Origin of the sequence: Campylobacter sp. 2014D-0258, from assembly GCF_008000495.1 — a bacterium.
GTDB lineage: Bacteria > Campylobacterota > Campylobacteria > Campylobacterales > Campylobacteraceae > Campylobacter_D > Campylobacter_D jejuni.
The window spans coordinates 66,138-93,030 of sequence record NZ_VOAR01000011.1; the positions used below are offsets into that span (position 1 = coordinate 66,138).

The following is a 26,893-nucleotide window of genomic DNA, read 5'->3' on the forward strand; positions in this document are numbered from 1 at the left end:
TTTTATTATACTCTAAAAATTATGGTTTGTATTTAAAATTACTTAAAATTATATTTTATTTATTTTGTTATGATAGTTTTGTTTTTAAAATATTTTAGCTTGATTAAAATATATTTTATAAGTAGAATTTTAAATATTTTTAGCTAAATTCAGCTTTTTATTTAACAAGGGTGCAAAATGAAGAAAAATTTAATCATAGTAGAATCTCCTGCAAAAGCTAAAACCATAGGAAATTTTTTGGGAAAAGATTATGAAGTTATCGCTTCTAAAGGACATATTAGAGATTTGCCTAAATCAAGCTTTGGGATTAAAATAGAAGATGATGAATTTATCCCTGAGTATAGAATCACAAGTGATCATAGCGCCTTAGTTAAAGAACTTAAAAGCAAAGCCAAAGATGCCAAAGAAGTTTATCTTGCAACGGATGAGGATAGAGAAGGAGAGGCTATAGCCTATCATATTGCAAAAGCTATAGGAAAAGATGAAAACACCTTACCACGCATTGTTTTTCATGAAATCACTAAAAACGCTATAGAAAATGCTTTAAAAAATCCAAGAAAATTAGATATGCACTCTGTAAATGCTCAGCAAGCTAGACGCCTTTTAGATCGCATTGTAGGATATAAACTCAGCCCCTTATTGGGACAAAAAATTCAAAGAGGGCTTAGCGCAGGGCGTGTTCAAAGTGCGGCTTTAAAGATCATAGTCGATCGTGAAAAAGAAATTCGTGCCTTTGTACCCCTAGAATACTTTAGTATTGATATGATTTTTCAAAAAGATTTAGATGCAGAACTGGTTGAGTTTGACAAAGCTAAAATAGAAAAACTTACCATTACCAACAAAGATCGTGCTAAGCTTATACTAGAGGCTTGTAAAAATGAAGCTTATACTATAAGCGACATTGAAAGTAAAGAAAGAAAAATCGCTCCGCCGCCCCCTTTTATGACTTCAACCTTGCAGCAAAGTGCTAGCAATCGCCTTGGTTTTAACCCTAAAAAAACCATGATGATAGCTCAAAAACTCTATGAGGGAGTAAATACCCATGAAGGCGTGATGGGGGTTATTACCTACATGAGAACCGATAGTTTAAATTTAGCCAAAGAAGCTATAGAAAATGCAAGAAAATTCATACAAACAAATTTTGGCAAAGACTATCTTCCAAGCAAAGCAAATGTATATACTACAAAGGCTAAAGGTGCTCAAGAAGCTCATGAAGCTATACGCCCTACAAATTTAAGTTTTACTCCAGAAATTGCGGCCAAATTTTTAGACAAAGATGAGTTAAAACTTTACACACTTATTTACAATCGCTTTTTAGCCTGTCAGATGAATCCTGCTATCTCTCAAACTCAAAATGTATTTGTAAAAAATGATAGAGCACTTTTTAAAATAAGCGGTAGAAAAATCCTTTTTGATGGATATTATAAAGTTTATGGTGATATGGATAAGGATAAAATTTTACCAAATTTTAAAATAGGTGAAAATTTAAAAATACAAAATTTAGAAATGAACTCACATTTTACCGAACCACCTTCAAGGTATTCAGAAGCAGGACTTGTAAAAAAACTTGAAAGTTTAGGCATAGGTCGCCCTTCTACTTATGCGCCAACTATTTCTATACTTACAAGTCGTGATTATGTAAAAATAGACAAAAAACAACTCATTCCTAGTGAAATTGCTTTTAATGTAACCGAAGTGCTTGAGAAAAATTTTAGCGATATAGTAGATAGTAAATTTACTTCAAACCTTGAAAACACCTTAGATGAAATCGCTGAAGATAAGGCAGACTGGCAAGAAACTTTAAAAGAATTTTACTATCCTTTTATGAGAAAAATCGAAGAAGGAAAAACAAAAATTGCTAGTCAAAAAACTGTCACAAAACTAGGTGAAAGTTGTCCTGATTGTGGCGGGGAGCTTGCTATTAGAAAAGGGCGTTTTGGAGAATTTGTAGCGTGTTTAAATTTCCCAAAATGTAAGTATTCAAGAAATTTAAAAAGTGAAAGTAAAAATGAAAGCGAAAATACTGCCGCAAAAGCTAAAGCTAATGGTACAGGTATTACTTGTCCAAGTTGTCAAAAAGGTGAAATCGTAGAACGCTTTTCAAAACGCGGTAAATTTTATGGCTGTAGTGCTTATCCAAAATGCAATTTTATAAGCAAATACAAACCAAGTGAAGAAAAATGCGAAGAGTGTGGCGAAACTTTAGTGATAAAAGAGCTTAAAAAAGGTACATTCCTAGAATGCTTAAAGTGCAAAATCAAAAAAGAAATGAAGGATTAGAATGCAAATCATGCTTTGTGCTATTTCAAATATAGCGAGTGGAAATTGTTCAGAAGACTGTAAATACTGTACCCAAAGTGCCCATGTAAAAACAGATATTCAAAAATATCGTCGCAAAGAACTTTCACAAATCGTTTTAGAAGCGAAAATGGCAAAGAAAAATGAAGCCTTGGGTTTTTGTTTGGTTACAGCAGGACTTGGGCTTGATGATGAAAAGCTTGAGTATGTTTGTGAGGCTGCTAAGGCTGTGCAAAAAGAAGTGCCTAATTTGCTTTTAATTGCCTGTAATGGTATGGCAAGCGTGGAACAACTCAAAGAACTTAAAAAAGCAGGAATTTTTTCTTATAATCACAATCTTGAAACTTCTAAGGAATTTTTTCCACAAATTTGCACCACTCATACTTGGGAAAGTAGATTTCAAACCAATTTAAACGCTAAAGAAGCAGGACTTATGCTTTGTTGTGGTGGAATTTATGGTATGGGTGAGAGTGAAGAAGATAGACTAAGTTTTAGAAAATCTTTGCAAGAATTACAGCCTTTTTCAACACCTATTAATTTTTTTATAGCCAATGAAAATTTAAAACTACAAGTTCCAAGGCTTAGTGCTGATGAAGCTTTAAAAATCGTGTGTGACACCAAAGAGGCTTTGCCTCAAAGCGTGGTAATGGTAGCAGGTGGGCGTGAAGTGGTATTGCAAGAAAGGCAGTATGAAATTTTTCAAGCAGGTGCTGGGGCTATTGTTATAGGGGATTATTTAACCACTAAAGGTGAAGAACCAAGTCAAGATATAATAAAATTAAAAGAAATGGGATTTACTTTTGCATCAGAGTGTCATTGATCCGCAAGGTTTAATTGATCTAAAAATTCTTATTGTTATAGCTTTATGCTTACTTTTTTCTCCGCATATTGCAAAAATTTTACGCTTGCCTCTTTCAGCTACTGAAATTATTTTAGGGGCAATAATAGCGTATTTTGGTTTTATAGGAAAAAGTGAAAATTTTGCACTTTTAGCCAATGTAGGTTTTTATTATCTAATGTTTATAGCGGGTATGGAAGTCAATTTAAGAGCTTTTTTCAATATGGATAAAGAAGTTGCCAAAAAAAGTTTTTTTTATATTTTTTTACTTTACGCTTTATCTTCTCTTATAGTATGGATTTTTGGACTTTCTTTAGTATTTGTTATCATTATACCTGTGATGAGTGTAGGGCTTTTATCTTTGCTTTTTAAGGATTTTGGAAAAGAGTGTTATTGGCTAAATATTGCTATGATAGTAGCTACTTTAGCTGAGGTGATTTCTATTGTGCTTTTGACTATAGCGGGAGCTTTTTTGCGCGAAGGAACAGGTATTATTGATGTAGCGCAAAGTATTTTATATCTTAATATCTTTTTGGGGCTTTGTTTGCTTGGATTTAAAATGCTTGGTGTGCTTTTTTGGTGGTATCCTCAGCTTAAAGTTGTGCTTATGCCATGGGAAGATAAAAATGAAAAAGATATAAGATTTTGTATGGCGATTTTTATACTGATCATTGTTGCTATGGTTATTACAAAACTTGAAATCGTTCTTGGTTCTTTTATAGCAGGTTCATTTATAGCTACTTTTTTTGATCATAAAAAAGATCTTGAGCACAAGCTTTCTACTTTTGGACACGGGTTTTTGATCCCTATTTTTTTTATCCATATAGGTTCAACCTTTGATCTTAAAATGATTTTAGATTATAAAATCGTTTTACAAGCATTTTTACTTATGTTTGTTATGGTGGGTTTAAGAATTTTATGTGCAAGTGTTTTTTTAAAAAGAATTGGTTTTAAAAATATGATTTTATTTGGTCTTAGTCATTCTATGCCTTTAACCTTGCTTATAGCAACAGCTACTTTGGGTTATTCGGGCAAGGTTATTGATGAGAAGCTTTATTCAGCACTTATTTTAACAGCGTTATTTGAGGCTATTATTGTTATGAGTATGATTAAATTTCTTTCTAATTCTAAAAAATGAAAGTTACTTTTTTACTCAAAAAAGCAAACAAAATCTTAAAAATTTAATAATAAAAAAACTCATAATCGCCCTTTTTTGTTAGAATTAATAAAAGTAACAATAAAAGGAGCGAAAATGTCAAATTCCGTTACTATAACCGATAATAGAAATGGAAAAAGCTATGAATTTCCTATATATGATGGTACAACTGGGCCAAGCGTTGTAGATATGTCAAGTTTTTATAAACAAACAGGAATGTTTTCTTATGATGAGGGCTTAACTTCTACAGCTACTTGTAAATCAAAAATCACTTATATTGATGGAGAAAACGGAATTTTAATGCACCGTGGCTATCCTATAGAGTGGCTTGCTGAAAACAAACTTTATTTAGATGTGGTTCATCTTTTACTTTATAAAGAACTACCTGATGCTACGCGTCTTGAAGCGTTTCGTTATGAAATGAAAAAACGTTCTTTTATCCATGAAGGTATGCACCGTCTTTTTGATTCTTTCCCTGATAATGCTCATCCTATGGCGGTTTTACAAGGTGCTGTTTCATCGCTTAGTGCTTTTTATCCTGATCATTTAAACATGAATGTAAAAGAAGAATATATGGAAATGGCAGCTAGAATAGTAGCTAAAATCCCTACTATAGTGGCCACCGCTTATAGATATAAACACGGCTTTCCTATGGCTTATCCAAATTTAGATCGTGGTTTTACAGAAAATTTCTTATATATGTTAAGAACCTATCCTTACGATCATGTAGAGCTTAAACCTATAGAAGTAAAAGCACTTGATACAGTTTTTATGCTTCATGCAGATCATGAGCAAAATGCTTCAACTTCAACAGTTCGTGCTGTGGGTTCAACTCATGCTCATCCTTATGCCTGTATAGCAGCAGGTATTGGTGCGCTTTGGGGTCATGCACATGGTGGAGCTAATGAAGGTGTTATTAGAATGCTTGAGCAAATAGGTAGTGTTGATAGGGTAGATGAATTCATCAAAAGAGCTAAAGATAAAAACGATCCTTTCCGCTTGATGGGCTTTGGGCATAGGGTTTATAAAAATTTTGATCCTAGAGCAAAAGTACTTAAAAAACTTCGTGATCAACTTATTGATGAGTTGGGTATTGATACCAATCTTATTAAAGTAGCAACGCGTATAGAAGAGATTGCTTTAAGCGATGATTATTTTGTTCAAAGAGGGCTATATCCGAATGTTGATTTTCATAGTGGACTTATTTTAAAAGCCTTAGGTATTCCAAATGAAATGTTTGCTACTTTATTTGTTATAGGACGCACCCCAGGATGGATAGCTCAGTGGATAGAACAAAAAGAGCAAGAAAGTCTTAAAATAGTCCGTCCAAGACAACTTTATTTGGGTGAAACTAGTAAAATTTAATTAAAATTTTTGTGGAAATTAAAAATTCCACAAAATCTTCTTGTATAATTTTAAAAAATCTTATAGAAAGTCTTATAATCATGCTTAATCTTGATAAATTTTTAGAAATTGCTATAAATGCTAGCAATCAAGCTTCTAAAGCTATTTTAGAAGAGAGAAAAAATTTCAAAACTTGGGAAAAAGAAGATAAAAGCCCGCTTACATCAGCAGATCTTGCTTCTAATAAAATTCTAAATGATATTTTAGGTTCTACGGATATTAAAATTTTATCAGAAGAAAAATTACTCAGCAAAGAAGAGTGTGAAGAATTAAAAACTTTTTGGCTTATCGATCCTCTTGATGGAACAAGTGGTTTTTTAAAAGGCAGTGATGAATTTTGCGTTATGATAAGTTTGGTTCATGACAATCGCCCTGTTTTATCGCTTATACAAAATCCATCAAAAGGTGATATATTCTATGCTCATGCAAAAACCAAGGTTTATAAAAACGATAAACCTTTGCAAATTGACCAGCAAGAATACGAGAAAAATAAATATAAAGCTTTATTGAGTGTTAATCATCTTAGCAAAGAAGATGAAGACTTTGCAAAAGAGCATCAATTAGAAGCTATTAATATAGGCTCTGGATTGAAATTTTGTGCTATTTTAGAGGCTAGGGCAGGAGTTTATAAAAGATTTGAAAAGCTTAATATTTGGGATATTGTAGCAGGAGATTTTTTGATTAATCAAAATGGAGGATTTATGGGGGATTTTTCTAAAAAATACATTTTATATAACCCTTTAAATTATAAATCCAGTCCTTTTATTTGTGTTTCATCTAGGAATTTTTTACAAGATTTTTTATAAAATAAAGAGTATAATTTTATATTTAAATAGTTTATAAGGATGAAGATGAGGTATTGTTTCATTTTGTTTTTAAGTTTAGTTTTAAGTTCTAATCTTTTAGCGAATAATTTTTCTCAGAAAAAGGTTATTAAAATTGAAAAAAGCGCAGATAGCTTTGAAGTAATAGATCTAAATCAAAATGTTGCAAATCCAAATTTAAATCAACAAAAAGCATTGTTTGATAGTTCTACTTTAATTGAAAAAAAATCGCAAATCACCAAAGATAAGGATATTGATTTTGCTATTGTATTAACTTCTAGGAAAAATTTTGGTTATTTTTTAGATGGTTTTAGGGTGAGTGATAAGGAATTTTCTACATTATTTGCTAAAAATTTGATTCAAAGCTTAAAGCTTAATTGGGTTAATTCTGCTGCAAATGGTATTTATCAAAGTCCTAAAACTTTGTCATATTTTAGTCCTAAAGATGCAAAACTTATAAATGTAAGTCCTTTTTTAACACAAGAAAAAGATAAGGCTAAAATGTATGCCAAATTTACAGATTATGTTGTGGTGGTAAATTTGCAAGATTTTTATGTAAATATTACAAATTATTTTATCACAACTAGTAAAGAGGGTGTGGCTAATGTTAATTTTAAAATTATTTCTACAAGCAATGGAAAAATTCTTGCAGCAAAAAATGCAGAATTAAATTTGACATTAAAAGATCAAGATGCAAAACAAAATTATCAAGATATTGTAAATCAAATGCCAAAAATGTTAGCTAGTGTTATAGATAATGAAATAAAAAAATTAAAATTAACTATCAATTAATTTAAAGATATATTGAAAAATTTTTAGATAATAATCACTTCATTTTCTAAGTTTATGCCAAATTCTTCAAAGACTTTTTTTCTAGCCAATTCGATAAGAAAAAACGCATCTTCAAAACTTGCATTTTTTTTATTGATTAAAAAATTTGCGTGTTTATCGCTTAACATAGCATCTCCCTTGCTAAATCCTTTAAGCCCTACAGCTTCGATTAAACGTCCTGCAAAGTCGTTTTTTGGATTTTTAAAGATAGAGCCAAAGCTTGCTCCACTAGGTTGGTTGCTTCTTGCATTTTTTAAAGCTTCATCTTTAAGGGTGTCAAAGCCAAAATTTAGTTTAAATTCAGCCCAAAAAAAAGGCATATTTAAAGGACAAAAACGATAATCAAAATTTATATTTTCTCTTAGAATTTCGCCTTGAGAAGTAGCAATTTTGATTAAATTTTGACTGATACACTCTCCTTTAAGCCCTGCATTCATTTTCAAAAGTCCACCAAGTGTGCCAGGAATTTTGCTTAAATACTCAAAACCCTTAAGATTATTTTCTTTAGCAAAGCGATACATTTTGCTTGATTTTGTTTTGCAGCCTATGCGAAGATGTATAAAATCTTTATTTTGATCTAAAATTTGTATAAAATCAAAACTATCTCCTAAAATTCCTATATTTTTAGGTTTTGGGCTAACTAAAAGGTTATTTGCACCACCTATTAGAAAACCATCAAAATCACAAATTTGATCCAAAACTAAAACTTCAAATTCATTTCCTATACGCACAGAAGAGTATTTTTTAAAATCAATGATCATTTGATAAAAGTTGGAATTTGATTTAGTATATTCTCAGTAAAATCAATCATAGTTGTAGTCATCCAAGGCATTAAAAAGATTAAAATAACCACAACCAAGATGATTTTAGGAACAAAAGAAAGTGTCATTTCGTTAATCTGTGTAGTTGCTTGAAAAATACTGATTACAAGCCCTGCAATAAGCCCTGCTAAAAGCATAGGCAAGGAAAGTAAAAGTGTGATTTTAAAGGTTTGCACTCCAAGAGCAACTAAGGTACTTTCGTCCATTTTTATCCTTTTTAAGAATTTCTAGCTTCTTCGTATTCGCTAGGGATAAGATAATCATTTACATGTATGATTTTATCATAAAATTTATAATCATATCCTAGTTTAAAAAGCGTATCTACAGCTAAAAGTTGAGTTTGATTCATGCTAATAGAGTTTTTATTGGCATATAAATTAAGATAAGTATCAAGTTTTTCTTCATTAACACGGATAAGTTTTCTTTCCATAAGCATGGGGGCTAAAATTTTACGATTTGCATCGGCAATTTTTACAGCATTGGTTAAATCTCTTTCGATCTTAATCGCATCGCTTAAAGGCAAAGAGCGACGCAAAGCCATTCCACCTAAAGGCAAAGGTAAATTTTCTTTAGCAAATTCAAGCCATATATCCCAAAGTTCTGCTTCCACGCAAAGACTTTGATCAAATTCTAAAATGCTTTCATGGATCAAAACTCCTGCATCTACTTCACCACTTAAAACTGCATTTTCAATGTCTAAAAAATTCTTATAAATGATTCTTGCTTCAGGGTATTTCATACGAAAAATCAAAGCATTGGTGGTATTTGCTCCACTCAAAGCGACTTTAAAATTTCTTTTTAAATGCGTGTCTTTTTTCTTGATGAGTTTTGGCCCATAACCTTCACCAAAACTCACTGCTGTGCGTAAAAGCGCATACTCAGAAGCGATTAAAGGATAAAGCCCAAAAGAAATAGCCGTAGCATCAAATTCATTTTTCAAGGCAAATTCATTTAAAGTTTGTATATCTAAAGCTGTATTTTCATAAGCAAAATCATTCCCTATCCACCCAAATTTAATAGCCATATACATAAAAATATCATCAGCATCAGGAGAATGTGCAATAGTAATTTTTTTCATCTATGCTTCCTTTAAATCTTTGCTTTAATTCTAGCAAAATAAATCATTATTTAATTTTATTTTGTTAGAATTCTAACTAAAAATTTAGAATTTTTAAGGAAAGTTATGGATGATAATAAAAGAAAATCTCTAGACGCTGCCCTAAAAAGTTTAGATAAAACCTTTGGAAAAGGCACTATCTTAAGACTAGGGGATAAAGAAGTCGAGCAAATCGATAGCATAGGCACAGGTTCAGTTGGACTTGATCTTGCTTTAGGTATAGGCGGTGTTCCAAAAGGAAGAATTATAGAAATTTATGGGCCTGAAAGTTCAGGTAAAACCACTCTAACTCTACACATTATCGCAGAATGCCAAAAAGCAGGTGGAGTTTGTGCTTTTATCGATGCAGAGCACGCTCTTGATGTAAAATATGCTAAAAATTTGGGTGTAAATACAGATGATTTGTATGTTTCTCAACCTGATTTTGGAGAACAAGCCTTAGAAATTGTAGAAACTATAGCAAGAAGTGGTGCAGTAGATCTTATCGTAGTAGATAGCGTTGCAGCACTTACCCCAAAAGCAGAAATTGAAGGCGATATGGGCGATCAACATGTAGGACTTCAAGCAAGACTTATGTCTCAAGCTCTAAGAAAACTTACAGGTATAGTTCATAAAATGAATACCACAGTAATTTTCATCAACCAAATTCGTATGAAAATTGGTGCTATGGGTTATGGTACTCCTGAAACCACAACAGGTGGAAATGCATTAAAATTTTATGCTTCTGTGCGTTTAGATGTTAGAAAAGTAGCAACCTTAAAACAAAACGAAGAACCTATAGGAAACCGCGTTAAAGTAAAAGTAGTTAAAAATAAAGTTGCTCCTCCATTCAGACAAGCTGAATTTGATGTGATGTTTGGAGAGGGTTTAAGCCGTGAAGGTGAATTGATTGATTATGGCGTAAAACTTGATATCGTAGATAAAAGCGGTGCGTGGTTTTCTTATAAAGATAAAAAACTTGGACAAGGTAGAGAAAATTCAAAAGCTTTCTTAAAAGAAAACCCTGAAATTGCAGATGAAATCACAAAAGCAATTCAAAATTCTATGGGAATAGAAGGTATGATCAGCGGTAGCGAAGATGACGAAGGAGAAGAATAATGTTAGTAATTGAAGATGTTAGAGCCTATGAAGTTCTTGATAGTAGAGGAAATCCAACCGTAAAAGCCGAAGTTACGTTAAGCGATGGAAGTGTAGGTGCGGCCATAGTTCCAAGTGGTGCAAGTACAGGTTCAAAAGAAGCCTTAGAATTGCGTGATAATGATGAAAGATTTGGCGGAAAAGGCGTTTTAAAAGCTGTTGCAAATGTCAATGAGACCATTGCAGATGAAATTTTAGGACTAGATGCTTTTAATCAAACTCAACTTGATGATACTTTGCGTGAGCTTGATGGAACAAATAATTACTCAAATTTAGGTGCAAATGCGACTTTAGGCGTATCCATGGCAACAGCTCGTGCGGCTGCGGCTGCTTTGGGAATGCCTTTGTATCGTTACTTAGGTGGTGCAAATGCGAGCATTTTACCCGTGCCAATGTGTAATATCATAAATGGCGGTGCTCATGCAAACAACAATGTAGATTTTCAAGAATTTATGATCATGCCTTTTGGTTTTACTAGCTTTAAAGAAGCTTTGCGTTCAGTTTGTGAAATTTATGCGATATTAAAAAAAGAACTCGCAAATTCTGGACATTCTACGGCTTTAGGTGATGAAGGCGGTTTTGCTCCAAATTTAGCTAATAACACAGAACCTATCGATCTTTTAATGACTTGTATCAAAAAAGCAGGTTATGAAAATCGTGTAAAAATCGCTCTTGATGTAGCAAGTACAGAATTTTTCAAAGATGGTAAATACCACATGGAAGGCAAGGCTTTTTCAAGCGAGGATTTGATCGAACGCTATGTAGAACTTTGTGCAAAATATCCAATTTGCAGTATCGAAGATGGCTTAGCTGAAAATGACTTTGAAGGTTGGATTAAGCTTACTGAAAAATTGGGCAATAAAATTCAGCTTGTAGGCGATGATTTATTTGTAACTAATGAAGATATTTTAAGAGAAGGCATCATCAAAAAAATGGCAAATGCTGTGCTTATTAAACCAAATCAAATCGGAACTATTACCCAAACTATGAGAACTGTGCGTTTAGCGCAAAGAAATAACTATAAATGTGTGATGAGTCATAGAAGCGGCGAAAGTGAAGATGCTTTTATAGCGGATTTTGCTGTGGCTTTAAATACAGGACAAATCAAAACAGGAGCCCTAGCAAGAGGTGAAAGAACCGCAAAATACAATCGCTTGCTTGAAATTGAACTTGAAAGCGATGAATACTTAGGAGAAAAGCTCTGAGCGATTTACTTAAAGAATACGACGAAAGCACAAGAAAAAAAAGTTTTTATACCCATGTTATAAAAATGATTTTTTGGGCTTTTCTTGTTGTAATTGGAGCGATTTATTTTGGCAATATGTTTTTTGGGCAGTATTCTTTAGATACTTTATTAAGCTTAGAAAATACCAAAGAAGAGCTTAATAAAAAGATTATTTTGCTCAAAGAACAAAATGCTAAAGCACAAAAAGATTATTTTGAATTAAAAGGATTATACCCAAATGAAAACTAGAATTTTGGCAATATTTTTTATTTTTACCTCTCTTTTATATGCTGATGAAAATCCTTTTAAGACAGATCAAAATATAACCTTGGTTGCTCCGCCTGAATTTCAAAAAGAGGAAGTTAAATTTAATTCTAGTGCAAGAATTTTAAAAAGCATCACTTTTAATTATATCAATTTAGACGGAAGTGAAGATAAGATCGATTTAGATGTTAATAAAAGTATTGATTGGCACGATACTTATACTATATCAAGATTTAAAAGCCCTGATCCTTCAAAAGTACTTGATGTTTCAGTTACTATACCTGAAAAAAATAGCTCTAAACAAGAATCAAACTCAACAGCCAATGTTGAAATACCTTTACAGGTTGCAAAGATTTATGATTTTATTTCTTACGCGGTTTATAAAAACAAAATAAAACTTAACACTAGTGATGAAATGATTACAGATTTTTCAGTAGGAAATCCAAGCAAAATCGTTATAGATTTTAGATCTAATTTGATTAGCCCTACAAAAAACATACGCCTTAGCAATTCTATTTTTAAACGCATAGACTTTGGATCTCATAAAGGATATTATCGACTTGTAATATATCTTGATGGAACTTATAATTATAATATTCAAAAAGATGCAACTGGATATATGATTAATCTGCTTTGATGAGATTTATTTTTTTAATATGTTGTGCTTGTTTAGTTTTTGCTAATGAAATTTTACTTCTTAGCAAATTCGATAAGCAAGATTTTAATTCTAAAGATTTTAATGCTTATTTGATGAGCGAAAAACTTGATGGGGTGCGTGGAATTTGGGATGGGAAATATCTAAAAACTCGCCAAAATTACAAAATAAAAACTTCTGACTTTTTTACAAAAAATTTCCCTCCTTTTGCTATTGATGGTGAGCTTTGGATAGCAAGAAATAAATTTGATGAAATTTCAGCTTTAATTCGTAGTGGCGATAGCAATTTGACCTTATGGAAGGAAGTAACTTATAATATTTTTGATGTGCCAAATGCTTGCGAAGAATTTCAAATTTCTACTTGCACCCTTAAAAATCGTCTGGCTGTTTTAGAAGAGTATTTACAAAAATATCCTAGTGCCTATATAAAAATTATTTCTCAAATTCCAGTTGAAAATCAAAATAATTTAAATCAATTTTACGAAAGCATTATAAAAAATCAAGGTGAAGGTATTGTTATACGCAAAAATTTAAGTCCTTATGAAAAAGGCAGAAGTAAAAATGCTATGAAATTAAAACCCTATGATGATGCAGAATGTGAGTTGGTAGGATTTCGCAAGGGTAAGGGTAAATTTGAAAATCAAGTAGGTGCCTTACTTTGTAAAATACCTAATGGACAAATCATTAAAATAGGCAGTGGTTTAAAAGATGAAGATAGAAAAAACCCTCCAAAAATTGGTAGTATTGTGACTTATAAATTTAATGGATTGACCAAAAATTCCTTACCTCGCTTTCCGGTTTTTTTAAGAATAAGAGATGAAAATCCTTGACTTTAAAATTATTTTGTGATAAAATATTTCCTTTTATTTATTCGGGGTGTAGCGCAGTCTGGTTAGCGCACTTGGTTTGGGACCAAGGGGCCGAAGGTTCGAATCCTTTCACCCCGACCATTTTTTATAAATTTATACAAAATGGTGAGTGTAGCTCAGTCGGTTAGAGCATCAGATTGTGGTCCTGAGGGTCGTGGGTTCAATTCCCATCACTCACCCCACTAAGCGCTCGTAGCTCAACTGGATAGAGCGACAGACTTCGGATCTGTAGGTTATGGGTTCGATTCCTATCGGGCGCACCACCAAGATTTTATATGCGTTCATAGCTCAGCTGGATAGAGCAACGGCCTTCTAAGCCGTAGGTCAGAGGTTCGAATCCTCTTGGGCGTACCACTTTAGCGGATGTGGTGAAATTGGCAGACACGCCAGACTTAGGATCTGGTGCAGCAATGCGTGAAGGTTCAAGTCCTTTCATCCGCACCACTTACTTTTATCATTTTCAAACAAGAGTTGATTTCTCATAAATTTTTTACTTCATTTTAAAATTTCTTATGATTGTTAGATAAAATGCAAATTTAATTTAGATAAATTTAAAAATTATCTTGCAAAAGATTTGAAAAATAATTAAAATATATAAAATTCAATTCAAGGAGATAAAATGAAAAAATTAGGTTTAGCTTTAGCAGCTTTAGTTGCTTTAAATGTGTCAGCATTTGCAGGGGTTATCACTATACATGATTCTAATTTAGTTAAAGTATCAGGAGGAGATGATGCCTATGTAAAAATAGCTTTAGAAGATATTAAAAGACAAATGAGAACTGATTTTAACACTGATAATTTAGAGATTTACGATATCGAGAGTATCAAAAAAGATGATCCACATAAATATGAAGGTATTCAAAGGGCTTTAAAAGTAATGAAACAAAGGATAGCAAAAGGAAAGACTGTTTATTATAATGAATTCTTAGCTGTAGATAGAAAAACAAATTGGGCTGCTGTATGGGATATTGAATGTGACAATAGCGATCTTAATCCTGTAAAATTGAATAATGGCATTAGTTGCGATGTTGGTTTTGACAAAGGATATAATTTCAAATAATACTTGAAAGCTCTATTATTTTAGAGCTTTCACACCATAAAGGTTTTAACTATGAAAAAACATAGTAAGTATAAAATATATCTAAATTTTAAGCTTTTTAAGTTAAAAATTTCTAGTTTTTTAAATCGTTTTATCTTTTATATCTTTGCTGCAAAGACAAAATCAACACTCATTAAAAGTCTTTTCTTGATTAAATTTTTGTAAATTCATTTTTAGTGTTAAAAATGTGATGATATTAACTTTATAAAAGTATTATTATATATTTTTTACTTAGGATAGCAATTATGAAAAAAACAATTTTAACCATTCTTTTTTTACTCACTCTTACGCAGGCTAAGGAAATACAAATTTATGAAAGTCCTACTTGTGGCTGTTGTGATCTTTGGGCTGATTATATGAAAGCTAAGGGTTATGAGGTTAGTGTTCATAAAACCAATGATTTTCTTAAAATCAAAGAAAAAATGGGTATAAAAGATGAGTATCAAAGTTGCCATACAGGTGTGATGGAAGGCTATGCTATTGAAGGGCATGTTCCTGAAAGTGCTATAGCATGGTTGCTTGAAAACAAACCTAAAGATGTTATAGGAATTTCAGCTCCTGGCATGCCGCAAGGAAGTCCAGGAATGGAACAAGGTTATAGTGAAAAATATCCTGTAATTTTGATGAAAAAAGATGGAAGCTATGAGCTTTATGGATATTTTATAGGGGATAAAAAGCTTTAAAGTAAATTTTTAGCTTTTTACTTTTTTGATTTCTTTTTCAAGTATGCTATAAGGAGTTAAGCCTATGAATTTTTCATCCATTTTTCCTTCTTTGAAAAAACTAAGCACAGGTACTCCATATATTTCCCCAATGGCACTTGAAAGGTATTTAGCTGCTCTTTTTTCATAAAACATTGCTAAATTAGATAAACCTTTTTCATCAGCCCAAGCTTTTGCATCATTTGCATCATTTGCATCGCCTAAAACCACAAAGATATTAAAATCATAATTTTTAGCCAAATTCTGCAAAATAGGAATTTGTTCTTTACAAACTCCACAATCTTTTGTGAAAAATACTAAGGCAAAATTTTGTGCTTTATCATTTAGTTTTAGGCTTTTTTCAAAACCATTGTAGGCAAAATTATAGGTTTTATCACTATTTAAAGCTTTAAAATTTTCTCCACTATCACAAGCTACAAAAAATAAAGCTATAATTAAAGCAAAGAAATAAGCTTGGATTCGAAAAATTCCCATGGTTTTTCTCCTAAAATTCTATCTTTTATCATCCCATCTTTAATGATGATGGTGGTAGGGGTTGCAAACACAGCGTAACGATCATTGGTGATTTTAAGATCGTCTTTTAAAACTTTTACATTTTTAAAGTCAAATTGTTCGGCTAAAACCTTAACCACATTGGCATTATCGATGGAATTTATAGCATAAACACTGATTTTATTGGGGTAATTTTGTATGAATTCATCTAAAGAAGGGAGCTCTTTTAAGCAAGAAGGGCAGCTATTTTGAAAAAAGACTAAGACTTTTAAACTTGTATTATCATCAGCAAGTTTTACAGCTTTTCCTAAGGTATCTTTAGCTGAAATTTCAGCACTTTTTTCTCCAACTTTTCCAGTATCTTTTGAATTTTCAAAAGAACAAGCATTAAGCAAAAACAAAATGCTTAAGATTAAAAGGTTTTTTTTCATTTTAACACCCCATGTTGTAAGATAAGGGTTCGATCTGCGAATTTGGCTAAATCAGGATTGTGTGTGATTAAAACTATGGTTTTGCCTTCATTTTTTAATTTTTGCAAGGTTTGAAGAACGATTTGTTCATTGGCTTCATCTAAATTTCCTGTGGGTTCATCTGCGAGCAAAAGCTCTGGGTTGTTGATCAAAGCTCTTGCTATACAAACTCTTTGTTGTTCTCCACCACTTAATTGGCTAGGTAAATGAGTGAGTCTATGCGAAAGTCCTACTTTTTCAAGAACCATTTTGGCATCTTCTTCATCTACGCTTGAGTGATAATACTGAGAAAGCATAACATTTTCTAGGGCGTTAAGATAGGGGATAAGATGAAATTGTTGAAAGACAAGCCCTATTTTTTCACGACGTAAGGTGATTTTTTGCTCCTCATCCATTTGCTCTAGGTTTTCATTGTCTAAGATATACTCCCCAGAGCTTGGAGTGTCCATGAGTGATAGTATGTTTAAAAGCGTTGACTTTCCACTTCCTGATGGACCCATGATGGCAAGCCATTCTCCTTCATAGACGCTTAAATTGATATTGTTTAAGGCTTTAACTTTGCCAAATTCTTTATTTAAGTTGTTTATTTTAATAAGTTCTTTTTTCATCATTCACCTTTCAAATTTTCACACACATTGATTTTTAATGCTCTTTTTATAGGAAAAAATGCAGCCAAAAAGGCAAAAATCAAAGAAATGATTAAGGCTATAAAAACAGCTATAAATCTAAAATCAATACTAGAATTAAAAATCAAATAACCAAAGACATTAGCTAAAAATATTCCACAAAAAGCTCCGATTAAACTAGCAAAAAAACTTACTATAAAGCATTCACTAGCAAAAAGTTTAAAAATTTCACTTTTTTTCGCACCCAAGGCTAAACGCAGTGCGATTTCTTTTTTGCGAGAAAATATAATAGAGCTTAAGGTCGTATTAACGCTAGTAGTGACTATGATCAATACTACAAGTATGATTAAAAACATTAAAGCTTTGATTTTTCCAAGCACTAAACCTTCACTTAAGGATACTGAAGATATAGGTTTTGCATCGATGAATTCATTGCTGATTGCTTGTGTTTTGGCTTTAACTTCATCAAAATTTCCATAAACTACAGCATTAGCATAGTTAATACCGGCTCTATCGCTTAAATTTTGCACCACGCTTAAAGGAGCTAAAACAATGCTATCAAATTCATCATTGCTTGAAAGTATGCCTTTTATGGTAAGTTTTATGCTTTTTCCATTGTTTGGATTGTAAATTTGAAGTTCATTGCCTGTTTTTAGGCCTAGTTGCTTGGCTAAATTAACCCCTAAAAAGGCTGAATTTTCATCAAAATCATTTAGAGAAAAGCTTCCTTCTTTAACTTCTAAAAAAGGTTTAGTGATTTTTAAAGCCCTAAAATCAGTGCCTAAAACCACCCCACTTGTACTGCCTAAATTTAAAAAATCATACAAAAAAGGAGTTAAAGCTCTAGCCTTTAAATTTTCTTTTATTTTTTCATACTCAGCATTGGAGATAAAATTTTCATCCTGCTTAGGACTTATCATTACATTTGCTCCATAAGCTTTTAATTCTTTAGAAAGTTTGGTGTCAATATCAAAATAAATATTTAAAAAAGCTGAGCAAGTAAGTGCTCCTATAAAAACACTTAAAACTATAATAAAAAGTCTTTGATAAGAAAAGCTAATGCTTTTAAAAAGTTCATTAAGGAAAAACTTATCTACCATAAAGCACTCCTGCGGCTGAAAGTTGTGTGATATTTTTGATAGGAAGCAAGCAACCTAGCAAGGCAATAAGTCCTGCAAAAATAAAGCTTAAAGGTAAAGCTACAAAGGCTATATCAATAAAATATCCAAAAATGCTAAGACTGATGATTTGAGAAAGTGCTGTGCCAAAAATAAAGCCAAAGAAAGCGGCAAATAAAGCTACGATTAAATTTTCACTAGCAAAGATGAGATAAATTTGAAAAGTATTAGCACCAAGTACTTTTAAAAGTCCTATTTCTTTTTTTCTACGATGAATTTCAGAACTCATCAGGCTTGAAATCGCAATACTTGCAACAATAAGACAAATAATGCAAGTAATGCCCATTAAGGATTGGATCTTTTTAACCACCAAGCTTTGAGCATCGCTTATAGCATTTAGAGCTTTTGCATCAGCACCTGGTAAGCCATCGCTAATTTGACTAGCGATTGAGCCTACATAAGCTGAGCAATACCATTTGTCATATTCTAACTGATCTAATTTTTCTTCGCCCATGCGACGTACTTTTTCAGAAAGGGCTGATTCAGGTATGGTAAAAGCTCTTACTTCTGCACTTGAGTAAAGCCCTTGTTTGTTGAGTAAATCTTGAGCTAAATTTAAAGGAGCGATGATTTTATTTGACATTTTAGGATTGGCATGAAGTAAAATGCCTACGATTTTTGCTTCTTTGCTTTGATTGTTTTCTCCTATGAGTTTGATGGTATCTCCTAATTTTAGTTTATTGTTTTTAGCAAAGTCTTCGCCTAGCATGATTTCATTGCTATCATCTTTTGCCCATTCTCCTTGCACTGCTAAATAAGGATAAAGACTTTTTATACCTGTGATAAAATCATCATCATCTTTAATTTTTATGGCTTTTTGAAAATAAGTGCCATAAATAAGTGCTTTTTGCTGGGAGTTTTCAATTGTGATTTTACCTTCTAAAAAAGGAGCAAGTGCGGTGATGTTGTTACGCCAATAAATGTCTTTAATCATATATAAATTTTTTTCTTCTAGGTAGTTTTTGTTTTTTAAGGGTTCATAAAGTTCATTACCTATTTCTATACTAAGACTTGAGCCTTTGGGTAAAACAAGGATATTAGAGCCATAGCTTTTGAGTTGTTTAGTTACTTCATCGCCTATACTTAGGGTAATATTTAGCATAGTAGAGAGCAAAAGCGTGGCTAAAAAACAAGTAAGAAAGGCTAAAAATTTTTGAATTTTGTTTTTAAATATAGAGTTAAAAATCATTTTAGCCAACATCGTTTCTCCTTTGGATTAAAAATTGGGCTTCGTTTTCTTCTACATATTTTGTAGGATCTTTTTTAAATTCTTCATAGTTGTTTTGATTTGAAAAATAATAAGTAATCCCTTTATAGCTATAAGAAAAAGGAGCTTGGGTGTTTATAACCTTTGTTTTTGATACAGGATCTTGCACTTCAATTTCTTTGATTTGACTAAAATAATTAGATCCTGCTATTACATCTTTAACATCTATGGTGATTTTTTTACCATCGTATTCGTATTTGAGTGGGATAGGATTGCAACCCCCGCTTTTACCTACACTTGGCAAGAAAATACGCACATTGCAAGAAATGCAAATGAGTTGTCCATCTTTTTTGATATAGCCCATATCTCCACAAATCATACAAGCATCAAAAACAGCTACAGGAGAATCCTTATCTTCTCTTTTGTTGATAAGAAAAAACCTTATCACTTTGCCTTCAGCACTGATATAAGCAAAGCGGTGGAGTTTGTTGTCCCTTAAAAGAGCTATATCAAAGATAAATTTGCCATTCTTATCGGGTAAAATTTCTTTAGGCTCATCTATGGTTAAAGGCTTAGAGCTTACCATAAAAAAGTATAAAACAATGCAAAAACTTACAACACAGGAGATAAAAACACTGGAAAAATAGCGATTAATAAGACTTGTTTTAGCTTCGTTTTTGCGATAATTTATATCTAAAATTTGTTTTTTGCTTATATTTTTTTTGCGAATTTTTAAGCTTAAGAATGCTAAAAAAGTGATGAAAATTAAATAAACATAAATTCCAAAAACACCAAAATAATTACTTTTTCCTACAAAACTCACCAAAAAAGCATGAGTTTCTATGATGGAATTTCGCATTAAAGTAAGCAAGATATTGGCTAGAGCTTTATCGCTTTCTATAAGGATAAGCAGTAAAAACAGCATAAAGCTTGTTTTTTGATTAAAATTTTTTTGCCATTTTAAAAAGAAGAAAATCAAAATACAAACAAGCAAGGCTAAAGCAATAAAACCTAAAGAACTTATACCTTCGCTATCGATTAAAGAGCTAGTAAAAATAGGGAAATCTTGACTTAAAAAATAATAATGCAAAGCGGTGCAAAAACTTAAAATTCCCAATAAAATAAAATTTAAAATTTCAATTTTTTTCCAAAAATAAAATATAAAGCTTACTAGCAATAAACCTATAAAAACAAAATCAAAATTAAAGATTAAATTTTCGGTTTTTAAAAATTGTGCCGCGATAAAAAAAGCAAAATATCCAAATAAAAAGCCCAAAAAAACTACTAAAAAACTTTTAAAAATATATTTTTTATTAGGAGTGATAAAGGCCATTAAAATACTTAGCGGTAAAACACTGATAAGAAAATGCACAAAATATATACTCATAATTTACTCTTTAAACATTGTTATTTTAATTTTTCAATAAAAATAAAAATATTTAAACACTCGGAAAATCCGAGTGTAAAATCATTTCGGCGTGCCTGTGTATTTGAATTTATAATCTACTTTAAAAGGTTCAAACCACTTACCCACGCCTGTTTCTTCATCAACATGGCGTCCAAAACCTTGTTTTTCTGGATTTGAGATATAAAAAGTAAGTTCATAATTTCCTACGCCAAAGCCACCTTTTTTATCTTTTTCCATAGCGATATTTGCACCATAGTGAGGACCATCATCAGCCACCATAGGCATCAAAGTTCCGCGTTTAATCGCACCTGTGTCGGTATTTTTAAGTTCATAAGCTATGGTTAAATAAGGCATCCAAAAACCTTCTGGAAAACCATTTGGATTGTTTTTAAGTGCGTGAATATCAGCTTCTAGGTGAATATCTGCTAAAGATGCAGCTAAATCAATACCTCTTGGTTCCATTTCAATAGGTTGTAAATAAACAGCGGCTATTTCCATGCCATTAAGTTCTTTTGGATCGCCAATTGGCACTTCACCTGCAAATAAATTTGTACTAATAACCGCAGCTGCAGCAACTACTGATAAAACTTTTTTTATCATGATTTTACTCCTTTTTTTGAAATTTGTTTTGTTATTAAAATGCCAATAATTAGCATAATCAAAACTATAAATTGAGGGATTAAAGTCTCATAGTAAGGATAAATTCCAAGCCATAAAATCGGTTCAAAATTCATAGGTATAAGACTAGGAATAATGACTTTTCCTTCTATGAGTTCGGCTATGCCTTTGCCTGTAAAAACAAAAACCATGTAAAAAATAATGTAAGAAGTGATATAGAAAAATTGTTTTACAGGTATGCGAATGGCTCCTGCTTTTAAAAGAAAATATAAAACAATAAGTATTAAAATTCCAAGTCCAAGCCCGCCAAAAACAGCACTAAAATCAGTGCTTGTTTTAGCATCAAAAAGCAAGGCTTGATAAAAAAGCACAGTTTCTGCACCTTCTCTATAAACAGCTAAAAATACGGTGATCCAAAGGGTTTTTGCACTATTGTTTGATATAGCATCTATAGCACCTTGTTTGATAAAGCTTGTCCATTTTTTATTTTGTGCGTTTGAAAGTAGCCAAAAGCCCACATAAAAGAGTAGTAATACGGCTATAAGCATGGTAATACCTTCTATAAGCTCTCTACTTTGTCCTGCATTTTCTTTGAATAGCCAAGAAACTCCAAAAGCGGTAACAAAACTTAAAATCACTCCTGTAAAAAGAGCACTATAGGCGATATTTAGACGATTTTTATTACCACTTTGTACAAGATAAGAAACAATGGCTACAACGATAATCAAAGCTTCCAAGCCTTCACGCAAAATAATACCTAAAGCCCATATAAACAGCGAATAAGGAGTAGAATCTTGAATTTTATCCACGCTGCTTGCTATGAGTTGTTCTAAGTCATTAAAAGTAGCTTCAAGCTCTTTTTTATCTGCACTTGCTTTAATCAGTGCCACGCCTTTGGAAAATAAACTTTCTATTTTAAGTTTTAAGCCGCTATCTACAGCACCGATTTTATTTTCCATACCGCTTGCTTCAAAAATATCTAGATAAATTCCTTGTAAATCATCTACTATAGAAGCACTAAAGCTATCATAATTTTTTAAAATTCCATCTAAAGCAAGTTTGATATTATTAGAAACTTTGGCGTAATCTTTGCCTTTTGTTTCATCATTAAAGCCTGAAATTTGCAAACTTGAAAGTTCTGAATTTGGAATTTGTAAGAAAACATCAAAAATTTGTTCTTCTATGTTATCTAAGCCATCTCTTAAGCCTTTTTCATCTATTTTTGCATCGTTGATTTGGCGTATAAGGGTGCGTATGGCTTGTTGAATTTTTTGATCGTTTCCTGCTTTGGTAAATTTATTTACTAAAATTTCTACTTTGGTATTGCGATAATCACTAAATAAGGCATCATTTAAAAAATCTTTACTAGCTTGGTAGTTTTTTTCTTTAAAAGCATTAGCTGCCTGTGAAAATTTGGTAGAGATATTATCTAGTATAAATTGCAATCTTGCGTCCATTGCAGCAGCAGCTTGTAAATCAGCGCTTGCATTATCATCTGTAAGTTTGCTTGTGTCGTTGTTTGCAGGTGTAGAAGCTTGGGTGGTTAAAGAACTTTGTGCTAAATCTTTTTTATCCATGCCCATCATTTGTGCGATTAAAGCTTCTGCATCAGCTTCGCGTTTGGCATTGGCTTCTAGGCTTGATTTTTCAGCTTTAGCTTTATCATAGTTTGTATCGCTTGCTTCTGCTTTTAAACGATATCCATTTTGTAAGATTGGGGCTACTTCATCAAGATCATAATAAAGACTATCAATTAAAGCATTAATTTGTGTCAAAGGAGCTTCATCTTTATACATACGACGCAAATTTACAAATTTACGCTCCATGGTGATGGCTTTTCTTCCTATGTTTCTTCCTATAGGGCCTTCCATATTTTCAAAATGTTGAAAATACGCATCTTCGCTAAGCTTTTTAGCACCTAGATTATCACCCTTTTTGTAAGTTTCTATGCTTTGTTTTAGCATGTCTTTGATAAGATTTGCTTCATTAATATAATCATCTACTCTAGCAAAAGCTGAGCTTGATAAAAAAATACTTATAATTAAAAATATAATTTTAAAAATTTTCATTATCATTATCCTTAGTTTTTGATAAAAATAATATTTATTATCAAAATAAATAATGGCTAGTATAATATTAAAAATCTTAAATAGAACTAAAAAATAAGCTTTTGTATCGATAATATTTTTTATTAATTATATTTAAGATATATTTTAATAAATTTTTAAATATATCTTATTTTGTGATTTAATATGGGTTGTTTTTAAGTATCGCAAGGTTTTCTTCTAAGCTATGCACTTTGGGATATTGTTTTTGTATTTTTAATTTTTCATTTTTTAGTGTTTTAAAAGCTTAATAAAAATCAAAAAATCATTTATTGTGTATTCTTCAAGGAGATGGTTATAGCATATTTTAGATTAAGCAGATATATCCAAAAGTTTATCTTTTTTGTTGGTATCTGTATTTGTAGAATTGCTATTGTCTTTATTTGCTTCTTCTTTCTCAGCTTTAGCTTCTACTTTTTCTTTTTTTCTTGAAATTTTAAAGAAAAGTCTATAGTTCGCTTATTTACTTCACTTTTGCCAAAATTTGTGGTATCCATAACGCCACAAGGTGTTACCAGTATCATTTCATTAACCTCTTAGTTTACAATGTTTACTAAACTTAAGATATTTTTTTCATTTTTTTCTTAAGTTGTAATTTTTGATTATATTATAAATCGTATAAATAAGATAAAACTTAAATTTATTGAAGTAAAATTTTATCTATTTCATTTGCTTCTAAAAGTATCAACCATTTATATTTTGCTTATTGTTTCATAGTGTAAAAATTTTTAAAATAGGATTTTATCTTAAAAATTTATGATTTTTAATTTCAGATATTGGCTTCCTTGAAAAATTTTAAAAAGTTTAGTAAAAAATATTAAGTTTTAAAAATATCATCCGATTTAAATAAAGTCTTAAGACTCAATCTAAAAGGAGGATGATATGGTTTCAGATGTTTCTATGGGTAATGCTAATTTAATGACTGCTGTTAATACTTCAGTTTTGAAAAAATCTATGGACACAAACGAGGCATTGATGAATGAACTCATCGAAGGTATGGAAGGTGTCTCTCAAGCCTCCGCTCCACAAGTTTCTAGCTCTAGTGGTTTGGATATTTACGCTTAAATATCTTAAGAACAAGCTTAAGAACTTTTTGGTATCTTGGGCTTGTTTTTTTAAATAATTATTTCTTTAGTATTTTTTCGTTATAATTTTGCCATTTTATTTATCGTATTAAATTTTTTATAATATTTATTTAGGAGCAAGGATGCAAATGATAAAGAAGATGGTTTTAAGTGAAACTTTCCCTGGTATTTTGCTTATATTTTTTACATTTTTAGCTTTATTATGTAAAAATTCTTCTTTAAGTGTTATTTATACAGATTTTTTTCATGCTAATTTTACAGTAGGATTTGATCATTTTCAAATTTCAAAATCGTTGGATTTATGGATAAATGATGGTTTGATAGCTATATTTTTTCTATGTATAGGGCTTGAGTTAAAATATGAAATTTTACGCGGACAGCTTAAAAATATAAGAGCTGTATCTTTACCTATATTTGGAGCTTTGGGGGGTATGATTACTCCTGCTTTAATTTTTGCTGCTATTAATTATTCCCATGATTTTGCTATGAAAGGTTGGGCAATACCTACAGCAACTGATATAGCTTTTGCAGTGGGCATTTTGATGCTTTTAGGAAATAAAATTCCTACAAGTTTAAAGCTTTTTTTACTTTCTTTAGCTATTTTTGATGATTTGGGCGCTATTGTTATTATTGCTTTATTTTATACAGATCAGCTTTCAGCTTTGGCGATTATTATTTGTTTGTTTTGTATATTTGCTCTGCTTTTGTTAAATTATTATCACATCACCCATCTTTCTTTGTATGTGTTAGTAGGTGTTGTATTGTGGATAGCTATGCTTAAAAGTGGAGTGCATGCGACTTTGGCTGGTGTAATTATTTCTTTATTTATACCGCTTGATACAAAAAATAAAAAACCTTATTTGCATGAAGTTCTTAAGGATTTAAATCCTTGGGTGGTTTATTTTATCTTGCCTTTATTTGCTTTTGCTAATGCTGGGATTGATATCAGAGATATGCATCTTGGTTCGGTATTTTCGCCTGTAAGCCTTGGAATTATTCTAGGATTATTTTTAGGAAAGCAACTAGGTGTTTTTACTTTTTGTTTTATTGCTATCAAACTTAAGCTTGCAAAACTACCTGAAAATATTAAATATGGAAAATTTTATGGTATATGTATTTTAACAGGCATTGGTTTTACGATGAGTTTGTTTATTGATGGTTTGGCTTATAAAAATAGTGATATTTTTGAACATGCGGATAAACTTGCTATTTTAATAGCTAGTTTTTTAAGTGCCATTGTTGGTTTTATTTATCTTAAGATTGTTAAATGAATAATATAGTACATAAATTAAAAACTTTAGTTTTAAACGAGGCTTTTGGTGGTGTTTTACTTATAGTTTGTACTTTGCTTGCTTTGCTTGTGCAAAATGGATCTTTTAGCGAACATTATCGAGAATTTCTAAATTTAAAAGTCGGATTTAGTGTAGGTGAATTTGAGCTTAACAAGCCTTTTTTACTTTGGATAAATGATGGGCTTATATCTATATTTTTCTTTGCTATAGGGCTTGAGCTTAAGAAGGAATTTTTGCACGGGGATTTTAAAAATCCTAAAAATATTGTTTTACCTTTTATGGCTGCTTTAGGGGGTATACTTATACCTGCGATGTTGTTTGCTTTGGTAAATATAGGAGATGCTTATACTTTAAAAGGTTGGGCTATACCTACAGCCACAGATACAGCGTTTGCCTTAGCGATTTTAATGATGTGTGGCAAGCATATTCCATCAAGTTTAAAAATTTTCTTACTTTCTTTGGCTATTTTTGATGATGTGGGTGCTATTTTAATTATAGCTATTTTTTATACGACAAAATTATCAATAGTTGCTTTTGTCGTTGCAGGAATTGCTATTTTGGCAATGCTTGTTTTAAATATTTTAGGAATAACAAGAAAGTCTTTTTATTTTATTTGCTCAGTTATTCTTTGGATTAGTGTTTTAAAAAGTGGTGTGCATGCAACTTTAGCTGGAATCATAACAGCATTTTTTATACCGATGCAAACTAAAAATGGAGAAGCATTTTTAGAAGAAATCTATGAAAGTCTAAAATTTTGGCTCGCTTTCGTTATATTGCCTTTATTTGCTTTTGCTAACGCTGGGGTAAATTTATCCAATATCGATATAGGAGCAATTTTTTCAGGTGTAAGTGTAGGTATTTTCTTGGGGCTTTTTGTGGGTAAACAAGCGGGTGTATTTTTGTTTTCTTATTTGGCAATCCGCTTTAAATTTGCAGCCTTGCCCCAAGGTTCAAATTTGAAACAACTTTATGGGGTTTGTATACTTACAGGAATTGGTTTTACAATGAGTTTGTTTATCGATGGCTTGGCGTATGAAGTCAGTGATATTTTTAATTATGCAGATAATTTAGCTATTCTCATAGCTTCATTTTGTTCTGGGATTTGGGGTTTTATTTATCTTAAATTCTTTGCTACTCGATCTTAAGGGGATT

General features: G+C 31.5%; 27 protein-coding genes, 5 tRNA genes and 1 pseudogene. 21 read left to right on the forward strand and 12 right to left on the reverse strand.

Translation table 11 applies throughout. The features are described from left to right. The first annotated feature begins 177 nt into the window (after window positions 1-177). From topA to SR62_RS01335, 6 genes are all read left to right on the forward strand, one after another. The gene (gene topA / locus SR62_RS01310) at window positions 178-2,280 is read left to right on the forward strand and encodes a type I DNA topoisomerase (RefSeq protein WP_002892042.1); all 2,103 of its coding nucleotides are present in this window, start codon (window positions 178-180) and stop codon (window positions 2,278-2,280) included. A 1-nt stretch (window position 2,281) separates the two neighbouring features. Continuing rightward, on the forward strand, window positions 2,282-3,118 hold the full coding sequence (locus SR62_RS01315) for a biotin synthase (protein WP_002892045.1): 837 nt from the start codon (window positions 2,282-2,284) through the stop codon (window positions 3,116-3,118). Continuing rightward, window positions 3,099-4,274, forward strand: coding sequence for a cation:proton antiporter (locus SR62_RS01320; protein ID WP_002892047.1), 1,176 nt, complete (start codon window positions 3,099-3,101; stop codon window positions 4,272-4,274). The genes SR62_RS01315 and SR62_RS01320 overlap by 20 nt, the downstream gene beginning before the upstream one ends. Window positions 4,275-4,388: 114 nt before the next feature. After that, window positions 4,389-5,657: a citrate synthase gene (locus SR62_RS01325; RefSeq protein ID WP_002851494.1), complete on the forward strand. Its 1,269-nt coding sequence runs from the start codon at window positions 4,389-4,391 to the stop codon at window positions 5,655-5,657. An 80-nt stretch (window positions 5,658-5,737) separates the two neighbouring features. After that, on the forward strand, window positions 5,738-6,502 hold the full coding sequence (locus tag SR62_RS01330; protein ID WP_002866832.1) for a 3'(2'),5'-bisphosphate nucleotidase CysQ: 765 nt from the start codon (window positions 5,738-5,740) through the stop codon (window positions 6,500-6,502). Window positions 6,503-6,541: 39 nt separating this feature from the next. Continuing rightward, window positions 6,542-7,312 carry a hypothetical protein gene (locus SR62_RS01335; RefSeq protein WP_072225822.1) on the forward strand — a complete coding sequence of 257 codons (771 nt, stop codon included), beginning with the start codon at window positions 6,542-6,544 and terminating at the stop codon, window positions 7,310-7,312. A 23-nt stretch (window positions 7,313-7,335) separates the two neighbouring features. Here SR62_RS01335 and SR62_RS01340 read toward each other — a convergent pair whose 3' ends face one another. From SR62_RS01340 to SR62_RS01350, 3 genes are read right to left on the reverse strand one after another with little or no spacing between them, the layout of a single operon-like run. After that, complete coding sequence (locus tag SR62_RS01340; protein ID WP_002864879.1) at window positions 7,336-8,112, reverse strand: UDP-N-acetylmuramate dehydrogenase; 777 nt, start codon at window positions 8,110-8,112, stop codon at window positions 7,336-7,338. After that, on the reverse strand, window positions 8,109-8,378 hold the full coding sequence (gene fliQ, locus SR62_RS01345; RefSeq protein ID WP_002851290.1) for a flagellar biosynthesis protein FliQ: 270 nt from the start codon (window positions 8,376-8,378) through the stop codon (window positions 8,109-8,111). Before fliQ ends, SR62_RS01340 begins: the two co-directional genes overlap by 4 nt. Before the next feature lie 11 nt (window positions 8,379-8,389). Beyond that, window positions 8,390-9,250 carry a menaquinone biosynthesis family protein gene (locus SR62_RS01350; RefSeq protein ID WP_002856256.1) on the reverse strand — a complete coding sequence of 287 codons (861 nt, stop codon included), beginning with the start codon at window positions 9,248-9,250 and terminating at the stop codon, window positions 8,390-8,392. A 105-nt stretch (window positions 9,251-9,355) separates the two neighbouring features. On the opposite strand from SR62_RS01350, the gene recA reads away from it, so the two are divergent. The 12 genes from recA (at window position 9,356) to SR62_RS01410 (ending at window position 15,221) form a co-directional block, all read left to right on the forward strand. Further along, complete coding sequence (recA, locus tag SR62_RS01355; protein ID WP_002851424.1) at window positions 9,356-10,387, forward strand: recombinase RecA; 1,032 nt, start codon at window positions 9,356-9,358, stop codon at window positions 10,385-10,387. Continuing rightward, window positions 10,387-11,631, forward strand: coding sequence for a phosphopyruvate hydratase (gene eno / locus SR62_RS01360; RefSeq protein WP_002856489.1), 1,245 nt, complete (start codon window positions 10,387-10,389; stop codon window positions 11,629-11,631). Before recA ends, eno begins: the two co-directional genes overlap by 1 nt. Before the next feature lie 65 nt (window positions 11,632-11,696). Then, complete coding sequence (locus tag SR62_RS01365) at window positions 11,697-11,900, forward strand: hypothetical protein (RefSeq protein WP_002839177.1); 204 nt, start codon at window positions 11,697-11,699, stop codon at window positions 11,898-11,900. Further along, a complete protein-coding gene (gene cgpA, locus SR62_RS01370; RefSeq protein WP_002866836.1) occupies window positions 11,890-12,552 on the forward strand; it encodes a glycoprotein CgpA in 663 nt (220 codons plus the stop codon). The genes SR62_RS01365 and cgpA overlap by 11 nt, the downstream gene beginning before the upstream one ends. Beyond that, window positions 12,552-13,400 (forward strand): DNA ligase, encoded by an 849-nt coding sequence (locus SR62_RS01375; protein ID WP_002892051.1) that lies wholly within the window; start codon window positions 12,552-12,554, stop codon window positions 13,398-13,400. Before cgpA ends, SR62_RS01375 begins: the two co-directional genes overlap by 1 nt. Before the next feature lie 42 nt (window positions 13,401-13,442). Continuing rightward, a tRNA-Pro gene (locus tag SR62_RS01380) sits at window positions 13,443-13,520 on the forward strand. A 24-nt stretch (window positions 13,521-13,544) separates the two neighbouring features. Beyond that, a tRNA-His gene (locus tag SR62_RS01385) sits at window positions 13,545-13,621 on the forward strand. A gap of 4 nt (window positions 13,622-13,625) precedes the next feature. Then, window positions 13,626-13,702, forward strand: a tRNA-Arg gene (locus SR62_RS01390). Between the two features lie 14 nt (window positions 13,703-13,716). Further along, window positions 13,717-13,793: transfer RNA gene (locus SR62_RS01395), tRNA-Arg, on the forward strand. A gap of 5 nt (window positions 13,794-13,798) precedes the next feature. Beyond that, window positions 13,799-13,883: transfer RNA gene (locus SR62_RS01400), tRNA-Leu, on the forward strand. A gap of 175 nt (window positions 13,884-14,058) precedes the next feature. Continuing rightward, entirely contained in the window at window positions 14,059-14,499 is a 441-nt protein-coding gene (locus tag SR62_RS01405; RefSeq protein ID WP_002892053.1) for a hypothetical protein, read from the forward strand. Between the two features lie 284 nt (window positions 14,500-14,783). Beyond that, window positions 14,784-15,221 (forward strand): DUF411 domain-containing protein, encoded by a 438-nt coding sequence (locus SR62_RS01410; protein ID WP_002892056.1) that lies wholly within the window; start codon window positions 14,784-14,786, stop codon window positions 15,219-15,221. 9 nt (window positions 15,222-15,230) lie between these two features. Here the strand turns inward: SR62_RS01410 and SR62_RS01415 are convergent, their stop codons facing one another. The 9 genes and pseudogenes from SR62_RS01415 to SR62_RS09280 form a co-directional block, all read right to left on the reverse strand. Further along, window positions 15,231-15,734, reverse strand: coding sequence for a TlpA family protein disulfide reductase (locus SR62_RS01415; RefSeq protein WP_002851157.1), 504 nt, complete (start codon window positions 15,732-15,734; stop codon window positions 15,231-15,233). After that, window positions 15,695-16,183 (reverse strand): TlpA family protein disulfide reductase, encoded by a 489-nt coding sequence (locus tag SR62_RS01420; protein WP_147502232.1) that lies wholly within the window; start codon window positions 16,181-16,183, stop codon window positions 15,695-15,697. Before SR62_RS01420 ends, SR62_RS01415 begins: the two co-directional genes overlap by 40 nt. Next, complete coding sequence (locus tag SR62_RS01425; protein ID WP_002860103.1) at window positions 16,180-16,833, reverse strand: ABC transporter ATP-binding protein; 654 nt, start codon at window positions 16,831-16,833, stop codon at window positions 16,180-16,182. Before SR62_RS01425 ends, SR62_RS01420 begins: the two co-directional genes overlap by 4 nt. Further along, entirely contained in the window at window positions 16,830-17,948 is a 1,119-nt protein-coding gene (locus SR62_RS01430; RefSeq protein WP_002877031.1) for an ABC transporter permease, read from the reverse strand. The genes SR62_RS01425 and SR62_RS01430 overlap by 4 nt, the downstream gene beginning before the upstream one ends. Then, window positions 17,938-19,227 (reverse strand): ABC transporter permease, encoded by a 1,290-nt coding sequence (locus tag SR62_RS01435; protein ID WP_052794983.1) that lies wholly within the window; start codon window positions 19,225-19,227, stop codon window positions 17,938-17,940. The genes SR62_RS01430 and SR62_RS01435 overlap by 11 nt, the downstream gene beginning before the upstream one ends. Continuing rightward, window positions 19,217-20,620: a Fe-S-containing protein gene (locus SR62_RS01440; protein ID WP_002892070.1), complete on the reverse strand. Its 1,404-nt coding sequence runs from the start codon at window positions 20,618-20,620 to the stop codon at window positions 19,217-19,219. Before SR62_RS01440 ends, SR62_RS01435 begins: the two co-directional genes overlap by 11 nt. A gap of 81 nt (window positions 20,621-20,701) precedes the next feature. Then, window positions 20,702-21,241, reverse strand: coding sequence for an iron transporter (locus tag SR62_RS01445; protein ID WP_002778842.1), 540 nt, complete (start codon window positions 21,239-21,241; stop codon window positions 20,702-20,704). Continuing rightward, window positions 21,238-23,328: an FTR1 family protein gene (locus SR62_RS01450; protein ID WP_002892074.1), complete on the reverse strand. Its 2,091-nt coding sequence runs from the start codon at window positions 23,326-23,328 to the stop codon at window positions 21,238-21,240. The genes SR62_RS01445 and SR62_RS01450 overlap by 4 nt, the downstream gene beginning before the upstream one ends. 348 nt (window positions 23,329-23,676) lie before the next feature. Beyond that, window positions 23,677-23,888: pseudogene (locus SR62_RS09280) on the reverse strand (hypothetical protein). Between the two features lie 358 nt (window positions 23,889-24,246). Here SR62_RS09280 and SR62_RS01460 point away from each other — a divergent pair. The 3 genes from SR62_RS01460 (at window position 24,247) to nhaA (SR62_RS01470) (ending at window position 26,886) form a co-directional block, all read left to right on the forward strand. Then, the gene (locus SR62_RS01460; protein ID WP_002856010.1) at window positions 24,247-24,429 is read left to right on the forward strand and encodes a YjfB family protein; all 183 of its coding nucleotides are present in this window, start codon (window positions 24,247-24,249) and stop codon (window positions 24,427-24,429) included. 142 nt (window positions 24,430-24,571) lie between these two features. Continuing rightward, window positions 24,572-25,720, forward strand: a complete 1,149-nt coding sequence (gene nhaA / locus SR62_RS01465; RefSeq protein ID WP_002855944.1) for a Na+/H+ antiporter NhaA — start codon at window positions 24,572-24,574, stop codon at window positions 25,718-25,720. Beyond that, window positions 25,717-26,886, forward strand: a complete 1,170-nt coding sequence (gene nhaA, locus SR62_RS01470) for a Na+/H+ antiporter NhaA (protein ID WP_002892077.1) — start codon at window positions 25,717-25,719, stop codon at window positions 26,884-26,886. The genes nhaA (SR62_RS01465) and nhaA (SR62_RS01470) overlap by 4 nt, the downstream gene beginning before the upstream one ends. The last annotated feature ends 7 nt before the right edge of the window (window positions 26,887-26,893 follow it).

Excerpts from the sequence above, each read along its gene's own strand:
- topA (WP_002892042.1), top strand. The coding sequence starts at position 178 with ATGAAGAAAAATTTAATCATAGTAGAATCTCCTGCAAAAGCTAAAACC.
- SR62_RS01375 (WP_002892051.1), top strand. The coding sequence starts at position 12,552 with ATGAGATTTATTTTTTTAATATGTTGTGCTTGTTTAGTTTTTGCTAAT.
- fliQ (WP_002851290.1), bottom strand. The coding sequence starts at position 8,378 with ATGGACGAAAGTACCTTAGTTGCTCTTGGAGTGCAAACCTTTAAAATC.
- nhaA (WP_002892077.1), top strand. The coding sequence starts at position 25,717 with ATGAATAATATAGTACATAAATTAAAAACTTTAGTTTTAAACGAGGCT.
- SR62_RS01435 (WP_052794983.1), bottom strand. The coding sequence starts at position 19,227 with ATGTTGGCTAAAATGATTTTTAACTCTATATTTAAAAACAAAATTCAA.
- SR62_RS01325 (WP_002851494.1), top strand. The coding sequence starts at position 4,389 with ATGTCAAATTCCGTTACTATAACCGATAATAGAAATGGAAAAAGCTAT.
- SR62_RS01410 (WP_002892056.1), top strand. The coding sequence starts at position 14,784 with ATGAAAAAAACAATTTTAACCATTCTTTTTTTACTCACTCTTACGCAG.
- SR62_RS01365 (WP_002839177.1), top strand. The coding sequence starts at position 11,697 with ATGATTTTTTGGGCTTTTCTTGTTGTAATTGGAGCGATTTATTTTGGC.
- SR62_RS01460 (WP_002856010.1), top strand. The coding sequence starts at position 24,247 with ATGGTTTCAGATGTTTCTATGGGTAATGCTAATTTAATGACTGCTGTT.
- SR62_RS01415 (WP_002851157.1), bottom strand. The coding sequence starts at position 15,734 with ATGGGAATTTTTCGAATCCAAGCTTATTTCTTTGCTTTAATTATAGCT.
- cgpA (WP_002866836.1), top strand. The coding sequence starts at position 11,890 with ATGAAAACTAGAATTTTGGCAATATTTTTTATTTTTACCTCTCTTTTA.
- SR62_RS01405 (WP_002892053.1), top strand. The coding sequence starts at position 14,059 with ATGAAAAAATTAGGTTTAGCTTTAGCAGCTTTAGTTGCTTTAAATGTG.
- SR62_RS01450 (WP_002892074.1), bottom strand. The coding sequence starts at position 23,328 with ATGAAAATTTTTAAAATTATATTTTTAATTATAAGTATTTTTTTATCA.
- SR62_RS01420 (WP_147502232.1), bottom strand. The coding sequence starts at position 16,183 with ATGAAAAAAAACCTTTTAATCTTAAGCATTTTGTTTTTGCTTAATGCT.
- SR62_RS01425 (WP_002860103.1), bottom strand. The coding sequence starts at position 16,833 with ATGATGAAAAAAGAACTTATTAAAATAAACAACTTAAATAAAGAATTT.
- SR62_RS01335 (WP_072225822.1), top strand. The coding sequence starts at position 6,542 with ATGAAGATGAGGTATTGTTTCATTTTGTTTTTAAGTTTAGTTTTAAGT.
- SR62_RS01350 (WP_002856256.1), bottom strand. The coding sequence starts at position 9,250 with ATGAAAAAAATTACTATTGCACATTCTCCTGATGCTGATGATATTTTT.
- SR62_RS01330 (WP_002866832.1), top strand. The coding sequence starts at position 5,738 with ATGCTTAATCTTGATAAATTTTTAGAAATTGCTATAAATGCTAGCAAT.
- SR62_RS01440 (WP_002892070.1), bottom strand. The coding sequence starts at position 20,620 with ATGAGTATATATTTTGTGCATTTTCTTATCAGTGTTTTACCGCTAAGT.
- SR62_RS01445 (WP_002778842.1), bottom strand. The coding sequence starts at position 21,241 with ATGATAAAAAAAGTTTTATCAGTAGTTGCTGCAGCTGCGGTTATTAGT.
- nhaA (WP_002855944.1), top strand. The coding sequence starts at position 24,572 with ATGCAAATGATAAAGAAGATGGTTTTAAGTGAAACTTTCCCTGGTATT.
- SR62_RS01430 (WP_002877031.1), bottom strand. The coding sequence starts at position 17,948 with ATGGTAGATAAGTTTTTCCTTAATGAACTTTTTAAAAGCATTAGCTTT.
- eno (WP_002856489.1), top strand. The coding sequence starts at position 10,387 with ATGTTAGTAATTGAAGATGTTAGAGCCTATGAAGTTCTTGATAGTAGA.
- SR62_RS01340 (WP_002864879.1), bottom strand. The coding sequence starts at position 8,112 with ATGATCATTGATTTTAAAAAATACTCTTCTGTGCGTATAGGAAATGAA.
- SR62_RS01315 (WP_002892045.1), top strand. The coding sequence starts at position 2,282 with ATGCAAATCATGCTTTGTGCTATTTCAAATATAGCGAGTGGAAATTGT.
- recA (WP_002851424.1), top strand. The coding sequence starts at position 9,356 with ATGGATGATAATAAAAGAAAATCTCTAGACGCTGCCCTAAAAAGTTTA.